The organism is Actinoplanes sp. NPDC020271, from assembly GCF_044388125.1.
In the GTDB taxonomy this organism is placed as follows: Bacteria; Actinomycetota; Actinomycetes; order Mycobacteriales; family Micromonosporaceae; genus Actinoplanes.
Genome location: NZ_JBIRWQ010000006.1, coordinates 45,612 through 60,683, shown reverse-complemented (window position 1 = coordinate 60,683; position 15,072 = coordinate 45,612). Strand labels below are relative to the sequence as shown.

Below are 15,072 nucleotides of genomic sequence, written 5' to 3'. Positions count from 1 at the left end.
GCCTTCACCCCCCGATCCGCCGGACGAAGACATAGGTGCCACCAGCCGCCGACCGGCGGCTCGCCCATGACAGGAGAGACACGCCATGGACAAGCTGACCATGATCGTGGCCTACGTGCAGGCTCAGTTCCTCTCGCGGGAGCGGGACGACGAAGGCGCCACCGCCGTCGAGTACTCGCTGCTGGCGGCCCTGATCGCCGGCATCTGCATCGTCGCCGTGACCGCGTTCGGCAAGCAGGTGGCGTCGATCTTCACGACCCTGACCGGCAAGCTCGTCATTCCCTGACCCCCCGCGCGGCGGCCCGGACATCGGACCGCGGCGGCGACACCACCCAAGGATGCGCCAGTGGACCAGCTCGCCATGATCGCGGCCTACCTCCGCGCCCGTCACCTGCTGCCCGACGACGACCGGGGCGCCACCGCCGTCGAGTACTCGCTGCTGGCGGCCCTGATCGCCGGCATCTGCATCCTCGCGGTCACCGGGTTCGGCAACCAGATCGCTTCGGTCTTCACGTCGCTGACCGCGAAGATCAGCATTCCGTGAACCAAAGGGGGTACGGCCGATGGCCGTACCCCCTTCCGCCGTTGCCTCTCCCCCTGTGCGGCAGCAGCCGGCCTCGCCCCCGCCTGCCCCACATCGCGCAGCGCAGCCCGCCCCACATCGCACAACGCCGCCCGGCCCGCCCGCCCCGCATCGCACAACGCCGCCCGGCCCGCCCGCCCCACATCGCACAACGCCGCCCGCACCGCCCGCCCCACATCGCACAACGCCGCCCGCACCGCCCGCCCCACATCGCACAACGCCGCCCGCACCGCCCGCCCCACATCGCGCAGCGCAGCCCGGGTCTTGCCGCCGCGCGAGGTGGGCGGTGGTCCCGGTCGCGAGGCGACGCCAGGTCCCGGCTGGGTCTCACCGTGGTTATGAGGGACGAACGACAAAGGTGAGACCCGGCCGGGAAAGCGAGCCGCGTAGCCACCGCTCACCTCGCGCGCGGTCTGTCCACGAGCGACCACGACAGACAGCCCGCGGCCGGAACCGCGGGCTGTCATGGGGGCCGTCGGCGGCCATCGGCGACCGTCCGGGGGCCTCCGGGGCTGTCGGGGGCTGTCGGGTCAGAAGAGGCGGCGGGGGACAGCGGCGGCCAGGGCCGCGTATCCCGCCGGGTTCAGGTGCAGGTGGTCGCCCACGTCGTAGGCCGGGTCGAGGCGGGACGGTGCCGCCGGGTCGGCCACCGCCGCCGCGAAGTCGACGTACGCGTCGAAGAGCCCGCCCCGGATCACCCCGTTGACCGTCACCCGGGCCCGTTCGCGCAGACCGCCCGGGTCGTCGTAGCCGGTGTTCCCGCCGAACGGGGTGATCGTCGCCCCGTAGACCCGCAGGTCCTGGGCGTGGGCGCGGGCCACGATCTGCCGGTACGCCCCGGTCAGCGCCGTGATCACCTGGCGTTGGGCGTCTTCGGTGGCGGGCGCGGTGCCGATGTCGTTGACGCCTTCGAAGATCAGCACCCAGGCCGCCCCGCTGACGCCGAGTACGTCCCGGTCGAAGCGGGCGAGGACGTTGGGCCCGAGTCCGTCGTGCAGGACCCGGTTGCCGCCGGCGGCCTGGTTGAGTACGGCGAGCCGGGGGTCGCCGAGCCGCGCGGCGAGTTGGTCGGGCCAGCGGTCGTTGCCGTTGGTGGTGGATCCACGGCCGTCGGTGAGCGAGTCGCCGATGATGACGACGCCGGCGGCGGAGGTGGCGGTGACTTCGAGGCCGCTGATCAGGTACCAGTGGTCGACGGGCGTCGCCCCGGACAGGTCGGGTTTCTCCACCTGGTCGCCGTTGACGAGCCAGGACGTGGTCCGGGAGCCGGGGTGCCCGGTCAGGTTCACGCCGGCCTGCCCGTCGGCGAGGTAGGCGGAAACGGTCAGGTTCGACCGTGCCACGACGGTGATCGGCACCGGGTCGGAGACGATCTGCGCCCCGGCCGGGACGACGACCGACGGCTGCCCGCCGAAGGTCAGCGCCCGGGACGTGCCGGCTGCCACGGCGGCGGCTCCGGCCCGGCCGTCGAGGGGTACCGCCACCGCGGCCGCGGTGATCGGCAGGTCGGTGGTGCCGAACGCGTTGGAGAACCGGACCCGCAGTTGCCGGCCTCCGATCGAGGTGTGCAGGGTCTGCCGCAGCGTGGTGTCGGCCAGCACCGTGTCGGTCCCGGTGAACGGCGCCGGCGGCAGGTTGTTCGGTTCGGTGAGCTGCGGCATCGCCGTCCAGGTGTGCACCCAGGCGGGGCGCGCGGCCGGGTTGGCGTGGGCGGCGGCCGGGATGAGGCCGGTCGCCGCGGCGCCGGCCGATCCGGCCAGGAGATCGCGTCGTTTCATGATCAGAACCTCCGGCTGGTCGGTGGGCCGAGATAGCTGTACTTGACCCCGCCGGTGTCGACGATCAGCCGTTGCAGGATCACCGCGGAGTCGAGCGCCCGGAACGTGAGGGTGTGTGTGCCGGCCGCGGCGATCTCGTGCGTGGTCGTGGTGACGTTGACGTTGTCCGAGGTGTTGCGCGCCCACTGCCGGTTCATCGTGGTGTCGTTGGCGCCGGTGGCCGCGACCGCGTCGACGACCTGCGGGGTCGCGCCGTCGACCGCGATCGAGTAGCGCAGCGACCCGTTGCGGGGCATGAGCAGCGCGGAGATCTTCACCGGCCCGGTCGTGGTCAGGGTGACCCGGTAGGAGAGCTGAGCGGCCGCCGAGGAAGTCGTCACCCCGTCGCCGGTCTTGCCGATGCCGGGCAGCACCTGCCAGCTCCCCGAGCGGCGGTCGAATCCGGTCGCCGGGATCGACACGTACCCGTTGGCCTCGGCGAACCCCCGCGGCCTGATCCCGGGGTTGCGGATCGGCGCGCGGACCAGCACGGCGCTTCCCGCGCCTTCGATCTTCAGCGGTACGGACGTGACCCCGGCCGGCGCTCGCTTCCAGTCGACCGAGATGTAGGCCCGTACCTGCTGATGCACCGTGCCGGTGGCGGAGCTGACGTGGACCCACGGCTGCCCGGCCGTGATCCGGTAGGTGAACGGCGTCGTCCCCTTGTTGTAGACGTCGACGTACTGCCGGGACTGCGCCTGCCACGGGCTGAACTCGGGCAGCGTGGTGGCGTCGCCGCCGTCGAGCGCGACCCCGAGCGCCGCCTCCGCGGGCACCTCGATCCGCTTGAGGTAGGGATAGATCTCGTCCGGCAGGGCCACGTTGTTCAGTTCCGGCTGCTGCCATGGGGCGTTGGGGCCGTAACGGGCCACGTTGCCGTACCCGATCTTGGGCTGGAGCTGCCAGTCCTTCCACTTCCCGCCGGCCAGCGCGGTGTTGTAGTGCGCGTTCAGCGCCTGGTCCTCGGCGAACCGCGCCTCGGCCTCGTCGGCCAGGGCGTTGGTCGCGGCGCGGCCCTGCGCGGCGTACAGGATGTTGGTGAATTCGGCCCGTCGCAGCTCGTACAGGTTCGCGGTCGCCTTCACCTGGTAATACACCAGTTGGAAGTACACGTCCTGCCAGGCCTCGGGCACGCGGGCGCGCACCCGGGTGGCCTGCTCGGCGAGCGCCTGCCACTCGGCGACCACGCGATCCATCTCGGCGTAGTCGGTGAGACTGAACGGATTCCCCTGGTCGTCGTAGATCACCGCGCTCGGGTCGGTCCGCGGGTCCTTGGCCGGGTCCACGGTGATGCGACGGTTGAGCAGTTCCGGCTTGCGGCGGGACTGCAGGACGCCGTACCGGGAAAGGATCTCCCCGATCGGAGCGGAGAGTGACGTGCCGAAGCTTTGCGCGGCGTAACCGCGTTCCCAGGCGGCGATGCCGTTCAGCGGGATCGCATCCGGATTCCACGCATAGTCCAGGAAGAACTGCGTGGGCTCCTCCTCGTTCTTGAGGTCGCCCACGTTCGCGACCCAGAGACGATCAACCCCTGAGGCGTACGCACGGTGAAGCTGCTCCCACGTGTTGACCAGGTTCGCGGTGTCGGCCCACTTGTAGTTGCGCCCGTCGCCGACGTAGTCGAAGTGGTAGTACATCCCGTAGCCGCCGCTGCGGGGCGGGAGCGACGGGTCGGGCAGCTTGCGCATGTTGCCCCAGTTGTCGTCGCAGAAGACCACGGTCACGTCGTCCGGCGGCCGGTAACCCTGGTCCCAGTAACGCTGCACCTCCTTGTAGAGGGTCTGCACCTGGGGCGCGCCGAGCATGCCTTCCTCGGCGAGGATCTGGCGCTGCGACGAGATGATCGAGTCCATCAGGTCGATGCCGTCGCCGTCGGGCAGGCTCACGTCGCCGTTTCCCCGCATGCCGAGCGTGACCACGCCCTCGATGTTCTGGTCGCGCATCCGCTCGATGCCGGCCCGCCAGTAGTCCTTGATCGCGTCCGGGTTGCGGCGGTAACTCCACTCACCGGTGCCGGCGGGGTGGCGGTTCCACTCCTCGATGCCGCGCATCATCGGCGCCTCGTGCGAGGTGCCCATGACCACGCCGTAGTAGCTGGCGGTGGCGTGGTTGGCCGGGTCGTCCTCGGCGAACGCGCGGCCCCAGACGGCCGGCCACAGGTAGTTGGCCTTGAGCCGCAGCATCGTCTCGAAGACCTTGGCGTAGTAGTTGGCGTTGAGCCCGCCCGGGTAACCGGGGGCCTTGCCGGGCCCGAAGAACGCCGGCGCCCAGGTGCCGGTGTCCGGGTTCTCGTCGTTGACGAAGAACCCGCGGTACTTGACCTTCGGAGTGCCCTGGCTGTGCCGCCCGGGCAGGGCGTAGAGCGCGTCCGCGTGCGGGACCGGCACGTCGTCCCAGAAGTGCCAGGGCGAGACGCCGATCAGGCGGGACACGTCGTAGACGCCGTAGATGGTGCCGCGCTGGTCGCTGCCGGCGATCACGAACGCCCGGCGCACGCCCGGCAGCGGGTGGTCGACGACCTGCTGGATCGAGGTCTCCCACTTGCCGGCGATGCCGCTGGTGTCGAGCTTGCCGGCGGCGATCATCCGGTCGACGAGGGTGGAGCGGCCGATCGTCCCGACGATGATCGGGTCGCGGCCGGCGGGGACGGTGTCCTGCGCGGCGACCGGGGAGACACCGGTGGCGGCACCGAGGTCGGACCGCAGGTCACCGGCCACCCGGAGGACGCCCGGGTAGTCGCCGGCGCTGGTCACGATGGGCGCGGCGGTGCCGCGCGCGACGAGGGGGAAGCGGCCGGGACCGGCCTGGGTGGAGATGTAGCCGGTCGCCTTCTGCTCGGCGTGCGCGGCTTGGGCGGGGACGGGGTTGAGGAGGACGAGCGCGGCTAGCGCGCCCGCGAGGAGATGGCGCATGGGACGCCTCCGGTGGACGAAGCGCTCCGAAAGTCTCGGAAACATGCTGATCGCGTGCCGGTAACGTATAGCTTCACATCTATACACGTCAACGGGTGAACAGGCGACCAACTTCTCGTATTGTCCGAAACTTTCGGGCGGCGTCGTTCCCCTCAGAGGACCGTGCAGGCGGCGCCGTTCACGGTGAAGGCGGTCGGGGCCGGATTACTGCCGGTCCACGAGCCGAGGAACCCGGCCGAGGCCGAGCCGCCGGGCGCGATCGTGCCGTTCCAGGCCGCGTTCGTGACCGTCACCGCGCTGCCCGACTGGGTCACCGAGCCATTCCAGAGCTGCGCGACCGTCTGGCCGGCGGTGAACTGCCAGCCGAGCTTCCAGCCGCTGACCACCGCCGTCCCGGAATTGCTGATCGTGACCTCGCCCTGGAAACCGCCGGCCCAGCTCCCGGTGACGCGATAGGTGACCGCGCACCCGCCCGCGCCGGCCGAGGCCGACACGCTGGGTGACACGCTCGGTGAGGCGCTCGCCGAGGGTGACGAGGTGCCGCCGATCTTCGAAGGATCAACCACTCCCCAATACGCCGATTTTGCCTGCAACCGGGTGTCGAAGAGCAACGGAGCATCCTTGCGGGCCACCGGGTACGTGTCCAACCAGGTGTTGTCGTCGGCGAGCCCCCACAGTGTCACCGAGGTGAGGTCCGTCCTGTACTTGCGGAACAGCGCGAACATGTCGCGGTACAGGTAGGCCTGGGACAGCAGCCGATCGGCCGGCGGGGCCGGGAACGACTCCCCGCTGCTGGTGTAGATACTGACGTCCATCTCGGTGATCTGCTGCTCGACGCCGATGCCCTCGAACTTCCTCAGCATCGCCTCGGTGTCCGCGATCGACGGCCAGCTCACGTTGACGTGCATCTGGTGGCCGACGCAGTCGATCGGCACACCCTCGCCCTTGAGCTCGACGACCAGGCGGTAGAGCGCGTCGCGCTTGGCCGCCACGTTGGTGTTGTAGTCGTTGATGCAGAGCTTGGCGCTCGGCGCGACCTCGCGGGCGACCTTGAACGCGGTCCGGATGTAGTCCAGCCCGGTGATGGTGTACCAGTCGCTGCGGCGCATCCCGTCGGACTGCGACTCGTCGATCACCTCGTTGACCACGTCCCAGGTGCCGATCGTGTCGCCGTAGTGCGCGGCCACGTTCCGGATGTGGTTCTCCAGCCGCGCGAGCAGCAGCGCCTTGTTCTCCGCGGTCGCCGTCATCGTCGCGCCGGCCGCATCCTGGAAGACCCAGGCCGGCGTCTGGTTGTGCCAGACCAGGGTGTGCCCGCGCACCTTCATGGCGTGCGCCTTGGCGAACGCGATCAGCGGGTCGGCCTGGGTGTAGCTGAACGCGTTCTCGGTCGGCTCGGTCGCGTCCCACTTCAGCGCGTTGCCGGGCGTGATCGAGCTGAAGTGCCGGGCGAGCAGGTCGCCGTGCAGCGTGGTGATCTCCGCGCCGGTGATCGCGGCGCCGACCGGGAACTCGGTCACCACGTCCTTGACCGCGGGGATGCCGGTCTGGACCGGCAGCGCCGGCACGTAACTCGCGGTGACGTCGTCGAGGTAGAGCGAGGCGGTGGTGGAGGCCGTCTCGACGTACACGGTGAGGAAGTCGACGTCGGCCGAGAGCGTGTAGTGCCCGGTCAGCTGGACCCAGCCGGTGGAGGTCACCGCGGTGTTGCCGACCACGGTCTCGTAGGTGGCGGTCCCGTCCGTGCGGCGCTCGACGCTGAGCCGGGCGTTGTCCGAGCCGTCGGCCAGGCGCACCCAGGCGGAGATCGTGTACGCGGTGCCCTTCTCGAACGTACCCAGCACGTTCAGCGACGGGCCGTTCCAGGTGGCGGTACGGCCGGTGACCGCGAGACTGTGCGCGCCGCCGTGCGCGACGGTGGTGCTGACAGCAAGAGTCTCAGCCGAGCGACCGGTCCAGCCCTGCACCGTGTTGTCCTCGAAGTCACTGGCCAGAATCGTGACCGGGGTGGGGTCGTCGGCGGCCTGAGCGGCGACGACGGCGGCGAGCGGGGCAGCGACCACGACGGTCGCGAGAGCCAGCCGCGCGAGTGCGCGCATCTGCGTTCCCTTCGGGGGATGCGGGAGCGAAGGAAGTGACCGTCATCGTTACATGGGAGCGCTCCCATTACAATGCTGTGACCAATATGTTGCCCGGCCCTTAGGGATCCCGGGCCGCGGCCGATCAGACCATCGTGGCGGACCAGGTGTTTCTGCTGGCCAACCTGGTGATCGCGGCTGCTTACGCCGCGATCACGGTCGCCATCGTGGTGCCCGTGAGCCGGGCCGGGCAGCTGCGCAGCAACAAACTGGCCACCGCCACCGCGCTGATCTTCTTCAGCTGCTCGATCGGGCACGGACTGCACGCACTCGCCGCGCTGCTGCTGGCCGTCCACGGCCCGAAGCACCTGACCGAGCACGCCGGGACGGACGGCTGGTTCTGGGTCTCGGCCCTCTGGGACGCCTTCACCGCCACCGTGGCCTGCTACTACTGGTCATTGCGCCGCGGGTACGGGGTGCTGCTGGGCAAGGGCGCGATCTACGACGACCCGTGGAGCCGACACCGGCTGGACGAGGCCGACGCGCGGGAACGGGCCGCGCGAGACGTGGCCGAGATGCAGCAGGCGACCCTGGCCACCGTGGTCGAGCACAGCGACGACGCGATCATCGGCCTCACCCCGGACGGCATCATCACCGCCTGGAACGGCGGCGCCGAGCGGGTGTTCGGCTACCGGGCCACCGAGGCGCTCGGCCGGCCGGCCACGATGCTGGCCGGCCGTCTCGGCGCCGGCGAGCAGTCCACCACGCTGGAGCGGCTCCGCAACGGCGCCCGCAGCATCCGATACGAGGCCCGGCGCACCCGCCGTGACGGCACCCCGATCGACGTCTCGGTGGCGGTGACGCCGATCCGCAACCACGCCGGCGCGCTCACCGGCATCTCCGCGGTCGCCCGGGACATCACCGCGGCCAAGGAGCACGCCGAGCGCCAGCGGGCGGTGGCCGAACGGACCCAGCAGGCGCAGCGGATGGAGAGCCTGGGCAACCTGGCCGGCGGGGTCGCGCACGACTTCAACAACATCCTGGCGATCATCGCGAACTACACCGACTTCGCGATCGAGGAGACCGCCGACCGGCCCGGGGTGCAGGCCGACCTGATCCAGGTGCGCACCGCCGTCGAGCGGGCCACCAACCTCACCCGGCAGCTGCTCACGTTCACCCGCGGCGACGCCATCCAGCCGCGTGACGTCGGGCTCAACACCGCCCTGGCCGAGATCGAGGCGATGCTGGAACGGACCATCGGCGAGCACATCCACCTGGTCGTGGTGCCGTCGGCGACGCCGCTGACCGTGCACGCCGACCCCGGCCAGCTCCAGCAGGTGCTGCTGAACCTGGCGATCAACGCCCGCGACGCGATGCCGGACGGTGGCACGCTGGTCCTCGAGGCGAACCAGGCCGACCTGGACGGCGACGAGCTCAACATGCAGCCGCCGCTACCGGCCGGCCGCTATGCCCGGCTGGAGATCAGCGACACCGGCGAGGGCATGCCGCCCGAGGTCGCCGAGCGCATCTTCGAACCGTTCTTCACCACCAAGCCGCGTGGCAAGGGCACCGGGCTGGGCCTGGCCACGGTGTACGGCATCGTCACCGAGGCCGGCGGCAGCGTGAACCTCTACTCGGAGCCGGGCGTCGGCACCACCTTCCGCGTCTACCTGCCGCTGGTCGACGCCTCGGCCGGCGAGGTGGTTCCGGAGGAGCGCCGGGCCGACCCGCCCCGCGGTGACGACCGGACCGTGCTGGTCGTCGAGGACGAGGTGGCGCTGGCCCGCATCATCACCCGGATCCTGACCGACAACGGCTACCGCGCGGTCATCGCCAACAACGGCCGGGAGGCGCTGGCCGCCTACGACCAGCACGGCTGCGACGTGCTCCTGACCGACGTGATCATGCCGGAGATCTCCGGCCCGCGCCTGGCCGAGATGCTCACCGAGCGGCGGCCCGGCCTGCCGGTGATCTACATGTCCGGCTACAGCAACGGGCTGCTCGGCACCACCCACGTGCTGGCCGGCGACATCGCGTTCCTGGAGAAGCCGTTCACCGCCGCCGACCTGCTGCACAAGCTGGCCGCCACCGGCAGCCGCACCCCGGCCGCCTGACCACTTCGCATTCCGTCCATCGATGGATCTTGACTCGTTCGATGTGAGCGTTAACACTCAGGCAACACCGACGACACGTCAGCAAGGATGATCATGCCTCGGTCAAAATTGTTAACGCTCCTGACAATGGCCACTCTCCTCACCGGCACGCTGACCATCACCTCCCCCGCCGCCGCGGCCGCCGACGACGGCCTCCTGCTCTGGTACAAGCTGGACGAGAAGTCCGGCACGGTCGCCACCGACGCCTCCGGCCACGGCCGCGACGGCGCTGTCACCGGTGCGACCTGGACCGGCACGCAGGGCCTGGCCTTCGACGGCACCAGCACATACGTGACGGCTCCGGACAACGTTCTGGCCGATCTGGACGCGGTCACCGTCGCGTTCGACGTGAGGATCGACAGTGCACAGGCGACTCCGTACTTCCTCTACGGATTCGGCAACACCGATACGTCGACCGGATACGGCAACGGATACCTCTTCGCGACCGGCGACAGTTTCCGCAACGCGATCTCGCTGAGCAACTGGTCCGGCGAGCAGAACACCCGGCCCGCCACCGGCTACAACCTGGCCCGTAACGCCTGGAAGCACGTCGCCTACACGCAGACCGGGACGACCGGGACGCTCTACGAGGACGGCGTCGCGGTGGCCACCAACACCGCCGTCAGCATTCTCCCGGGCGCGATCGGGGGCGGCACGACCAGCGCGAATTACTTCGGCCGGTCGCTCTACACCGGCGACAAGTACCTCAAGGGCGGGATGCGCGACGTGCGCGTCTACGACCGGGCGCTCGCTGCCGACGAGGTGAACACACTGGCCACGCCGGTGAACGAGACGGCGGTCGACGCCGACCGGCAGGCGCTCGACCTCGGTGACACCACCGCGTTGACCGCGGACCTGAGCCTGCCGGCGACCGCCGCGAACGGCTCGAAGCTCACCTGGTCGACCAGCGACAGCACGGTGATCACCGCGGCCGGCAAGGTCACTCGCCCGACGGCCGGGCAGCCGGACGGGCGGGCCACGCTCACCGCCACGATCAGGCGCGGGACGATCCAGGCGACGAAAACCTTCGCGATCACCGTGCGGGCCGACCTCGACGACGCGGCCACCGCCGAGGCCGCGGCCACGACTATCAAGATCAACAACCTGGACGACGTACGCGGGAATCTGGCTCTTCCGAGCAGTGCGCCCGGTGGCACGACGGTGTCCTGGAGCAGCGCCGACCCGGCCGTGATCACCGCGTCCGGCGAGGTGCACCGTCCCGCGCACGGCACCGGCGCGACCACCGTGACCCTGACCGCGACCGTGCGCCGGGGCAGCGCGACGGCGACCCGGGAATTCACCGCGAAGGTGCCCGAACTGCCTGCTCAGGAGCCCTACAAGGGGTACCTGTTCAGCTACTTCACCGGCGAGGGGTACTCGAACGGCGAGCAGATCTACAACGCGCTCAGCAACGGCAACGACCCGCTGAGCTGGCGCGAGATCAACAACGGGCAGCCGGTGCTCACCTCGACCCTGGGCACGCAGGGCCTGCGCGACCCGTTCATCATCCGCTCCCCCGAGGGCGACAAGTTCTACCAGATCGCCACCGACCTCAAGATCTACGGCAACGGCGACTGGGACGCGTCACAGCGCTCCGGCAGCAAGTCGATCATGGTGTGGGAGTCGACCGACCTGGTCAACTGGACGAACCAGCGCCTCGTGAAGGTCTCCCCCGACACCGCCGGCAACACCTGGGCGCCGGAGGCCTTCTACTCGCGCGAGCTCGGCGCGTACGTCGTGTTCTGGGCCTCGAAGATCTACGACGAGGCCGACCCGGGACACACCGGGACGACCTACAACAAGATGATGTACGCGACGACCAGGGACTTCTACACGTTCAGCGAGCCGAAGGTGTGGAAGGACCCGGGTTACTCGGTGATCGACTCGACGATGGTCGAGCACGACGGGCAGTACTACCGGTTCACCAAGGACGAACGCAACAACAGCTCCTCGTCGCCGTGCAGCAAGTACATCATCGAGGAGAAGTCGACGTCGGTCCTCGACCTGGACTACGACTTCGTCTCCGAGTGCATCGGCTCGCCCGGCCTCAGCCGCGGCGAAGGTCCCCTGGTCTTCAAGTCGAACACCGAGGACAAGTGGTACCTCTTCATCGACGAGTACGGCGGCCGTGGCTACGTGCCGTTCTCGACCACCGACCTCGACTCCGGGAAATGGACCCCGGAGACCAAGTACACGCTGCCGTCCCGGCCCCGGCACGGCACGGTTCTCCCTGTCACCCAGGCCGAATACGACCGGATCTCCGCCAAGTACGAGGAACCGGTGCCGGCGCCCGGCCTGCGACTGCAGTACAAGTTCGACGAGACGAGCGGCACGGTCGCGGCGGACTCGTCGGGCAACGGCTTCAACGGGACGTACGTCAACGGCCCGGGGCTCGACGGGAACGCCGTCACGCTCGGCGGCGGCTCCTACGTGACCATCCCCAACGGCGTGCTCAAGGGCGCGACCAGCGCGACCGTCTCGCTCCGGGCCAAGTGGAACGCGTCGACGACGGTCAACCAATGGATCTACGGGCTGGGGCCGGACAGCAACAAGTACCTGTTCACCAGCCCGTCCAACGGATCGTCGCTGCTCTACTCGGCGATCACCAGCGGCAGCTGGTCCGCGGAGTCCAAGCTGGCCGGCAACGGACAACTGCCGGGCGGCAGCTGGCAGCACATCGCGGTGACCGTCGACGGCACCGACGCCGTGATGTACCTCAACGGACGCAAGATCGCCTCGGCCACCGGAGTCACCGTCAAACCCGGCGACCTCTACGACGCATCGAAAACCTATTCGGGGTACGTCGGTAAATCGCTCTACTCAGCGGATCCGTACTACAACGGGGCAGTCGACGACTTCCGCATCTACAACACGGCGCTGTCCGCGGCGCAGATCATGAACCTGGCCGGGAAAGGCGCCTCGATCGGCGGGGTGACGTTACCGCAACTCAAAGTCGACGCGATCATCGACGACGCGGCGGGGACGGTGAAACTGCCGGTCGCCGAGGGCACCGACGTGACCGCGCTCGCGCCGCAGTTCACGCTCGCCGAGGGCGCGACGATCAGCCCCGCCTCCGGGACGGTCCGGGACTTCAGCGCTCCGACGACGTACCAGCTGATCGGCGCCGATGGTGCGAAGCGGACCTGGACCGTTTCCGCCTCGGTGATGAAGAGCCCGGTGTTGCCGGGCCTTTACGCCGATCCGAACATCACCGTTTTCGGCGACACGTTCTGGATGTATCCGACGACCGACGGATTCGCGGGCTGGTCCGGAACACAATTCCACGCATTCTCGTCGACCGATCTCGTGCACTGGACCGACCACGGCGTGATCCTCGACCTCGGGCCGGACGTGACCTGGGCCGACAACAGCGCGTGGGCGCCGACGATCGCGTTCCGCGACGGAAAGTACTACTTCTACTTCTCCGGCGGTCCGGCCGACGGGAACACGGCCAAACAACTGGGCGTGGCGGTGGCCGACAACCCGGCCGGGCCGTTCAAGGACGCGCTCGGGAAACCGCTCGTCGCGGCCGGCAGTTACAGCGGGCAGATGATCGACTCGGCGGTGTTCACCGACGACGACGGGAAGTCCTACCTTTACTGGGGCAACGGCAACTCGTACCAGGTGCCGTTGAACGACGACATGGTCTCGTTCGACCCGGCGCAGGTGAAGACGTACCACCCGGCGAACTACAACGAGGGCTCGTTCGTGATCAAACGGAACGGGACCTACTATTTCATGTGGTCGGAGAACGACACGCGCAGCGCGGATTATCGCGTCGCTTACGCCACCGGCAATTCACCCGTCGGGCCGTGGAGCGACCGGGTCGGAGTGATCCTTTCCAAGGACGCTTCGCTGGGCATTCTCGGGACCGGGCACCATTCGGTGGTGCGGCTGCCGGGCAGCGACGAGTGGTACATCGCGTACCACCGGTTCGCGATGCCCGGCGGGGACGGAACACACCGCGAAACCACGATCGACCGGCTCACGTTCGACGCCAACGGGAAGATCAACCCGGTGGTGCCGACGCTGGAGAGCGTCGACCCGGTGACCGTGGCCCACGCCGGTCCGGACGTCTCCGGGGCTGAAGGCAGTGCCGTTCCGGTCAGCGGATCGGTGTCCGGCAATGCGAACACACCGACCTGGTCATGGGCCGCGGGCGACGACGTCGACGCCGGAGCCACCTGCGTCTTCGCCGACCCGCACGCCGTGGCGACGACGGTGACCTGCACCGACGACGGCACCTACACGATCACGCTGACCGCCGGGAGCAGTCACGACTCCGCGGCCCTCGCCGTGGACAACGTCAGCCCCGCGGCGGGAACACCCTCCACGCCGATCGCGCCGATCGCCACCGGAACAACGGCCAAGATCACCATCCCGGTACGGGATTCCGGCGCCCACGACTCCCTGACCTGCACCGCCTCGTGGGGCGACCGGGCCGTCACCACCGGCACGGTCGCCGGGGGCGTGTGCACGGCCACGCACGCCTACACGGCCGGCGGCGTCTTCCAGCCGTCCGTGACCGTCCGCGACGACGACGAGGCCGCCTCCACGGTGACCGTGGCGCGGGTCGTCACGTACGTCCCGGGCAGCGGTCAGGTGGCCGGCAACGGAACGCTGACCGCACCGGCCGGATGCCTCGACGGGATCCGCGCGGGCGGGACAGTGGAGTTCGCGTTCACCACCAACTCGTCGACGTGGATCCACTTCGCGGCCGGAGACCTGGACTTCCGGTCCACATCCCGGAGCGCGCCGCTGATCCTCGGCAACACGGCGACGTACTCAGGAACCGGCACGATCAACGGCGACGGCTCCTACCGCTTCCTGATCACCGCCGTCGACGGCACCGACCGGCTGGCCGTCCGCATCTGGAACGCCCGCACCGGCAGGACCGTCCTCAACCTCCCGGCCATCGGCGCCCCGCGCGTGGCCAGCGGCGGCATCGTGATCGCCGCCAAGAAGCACCACTGATCCCGGTGGGGGCCCGCGTCCGGGCCCCCACCACGGCGGCCCCATCCGGCCTGGCCCGCCGCTGCTCGCGGTCCGCCGATGGTTGCGGTCCACCGATGACTGCGGTCCACCGATGACTGCGGTCCGCCGATGACTGCGGTCCGCCGATGACTGCGGTCCGCCGATGGTTGCGGTTTGCCGGCCGGCGGTCGTGCGCCGCTGGTCGCGGCAGTGCCGCCGCCCGCGGCCGAGGGTGGCCGGTGTTGTCCGCGCGGCCGGCTGCAACCAGCGCAAGCAGCGACGCACGATGGCCGGCGCACCAACCGCAACCACGCAGCCCGGACGACCGGCCGGCGCCGGCCCGAGCAGCGGCGGAAGTGACTGGGCGGCGGAACCGGGGCGGGTGTCGGCAGCGTCCCATCAGCTGACGGGAAACCGCATTCCCTGTGCTGGAAACGTTTCATTGCATCGTTGACTATCGATTGACCGCCGTGCGATGCTGCCTCGACGCATCGAGAATTGCTGATGGATAAGGCCTGTTCGTCGACACGACGGACCAGAACCCGTACGGGCCGA

The 15,072-nt window shown here is 69.6% G+C and carries 7 protein-coding genes; 4 read left to right on the top strand and 3 right to left on the bottom strand.

Annotated features, from left to right (window positions below):
• Nucleotides 1–85: 85 nt before the first annotated feature.
• Nucleotides 86–286 carry a Flp family type IVb pilin gene (locus tag ACH442_RS15425; RefSeq protein WP_396338654.1) on the top strand — a complete coding sequence of 67 codons (201 nt, stop codon included), beginning with the start codon at nucleotides 86–88 and terminating at the stop codon, nucleotides 284–286.
• Between the two features lie 60 nt (nucleotides 287–346).
• Nucleotides 347–544 (top strand): Flp family type IVb pilin, encoded by a 198-nt coding sequence (locus ACH442_RS15420; protein WP_396338653.1) that lies wholly within the window; start codon nucleotides 347–349, stop codon nucleotides 542–544.
• Nucleotides 545–1,113: 569 nt separating this feature from the next.
• Here the strand turns inward: ACH442_RS15420 and ACH442_RS15415 are convergent.
• From ACH442_RS15415 to ACH442_RS15405, 3 genes are all read right to left on the bottom strand, one after another.
• Nucleotides 1,114–2,361 (bottom strand): SGNH/GDSL hydrolase family protein, encoded by a 1,248-nt coding sequence (locus ACH442_RS15415; RefSeq protein WP_396338652.1) that lies wholly within the window; start codon nucleotides 2,359–2,361, stop codon nucleotides 1,114–1,116.
• A gap of 2 nt (nucleotides 2,362–2,363) precedes the next feature.
• A complete protein-coding gene (locus ACH442_RS15410) occupies nucleotides 2,364–5,312 on the bottom strand; it encodes a glycosyl hydrolase 115 family protein (RefSeq protein ID WP_396338651.1) in 2,949 nt (982 codons plus the stop codon).
• 152 nt (nucleotides 5,313–5,464) lie between these two features.
• The gene (locus ACH442_RS15405) at nucleotides 5,465–7,411 is read right to left on the bottom strand and encodes an endo-1,4-beta-xylanase (RefSeq protein ID WP_396338650.1); all 1,947 of its coding nucleotides are present in this window, start codon (nucleotides 7,409–7,411) and stop codon (nucleotides 5,465–5,467) included.
• 134 nt (nucleotides 7,412–7,545) lie between these two features.
• On the opposite strand from ACH442_RS15405, the gene ACH442_RS15400 reads away from it, so the two are divergent.
• Nucleotides 7,546–9,504 (top strand): ATP-binding protein, encoded by a 1,959-nt coding sequence (locus tag ACH442_RS15400; protein WP_396338649.1) that lies wholly within the window; start codon nucleotides 7,546–7,548, stop codon nucleotides 9,502–9,504.
• Nucleotides 9,505–9,630: 126 nt separating this feature from the next.
• Nucleotides 9,631–14,517 (top strand): family 43 glycosylhydrolase, encoded by a 4,887-nt coding sequence (locus ACH442_RS15395; protein WP_396338648.1) that lies wholly within the window; start codon nucleotides 9,631–9,633, stop codon nucleotides 14,515–14,517.
• Nucleotides 14,518–15,072 lie beyond the last annotated feature (555 nt).

Coding starts and splice junctions, on each gene's coding strand:
- ACH442_RS15410 (WP_396338651.1), bottom strand. CDS start 5,312: ATGCGCCATCTCCTCGCGGGCGCGCTAGCCGCGCTCGTCCTCCTCAAC.
- ACH442_RS15395 (WP_396338648.1), top strand. CDS start 9,631: ATGGCCACTCTCCTCACCGGCACGCTGACCATCACCTCCCCCGCCGCC.
- ACH442_RS15405 (WP_396338650.1), bottom strand. CDS start 7,411: ATGCGCGCACTCGCGCGGCTGGCTCTCGCGACCGTCGTGGTCGCTGCC.
- ACH442_RS15425 (WP_396338654.1), top strand. CDS start 86: ATGGACAAGCTGACCATGATCGTGGCCTACGTGCAGGCTCAGTTCCTC.
- ACH442_RS15415 (WP_396338652.1), bottom strand. CDS start 2,361: ATGAAACGACGCGATCTCCTGGCCGGATCGGCCGGCGCCGCGGCGACC.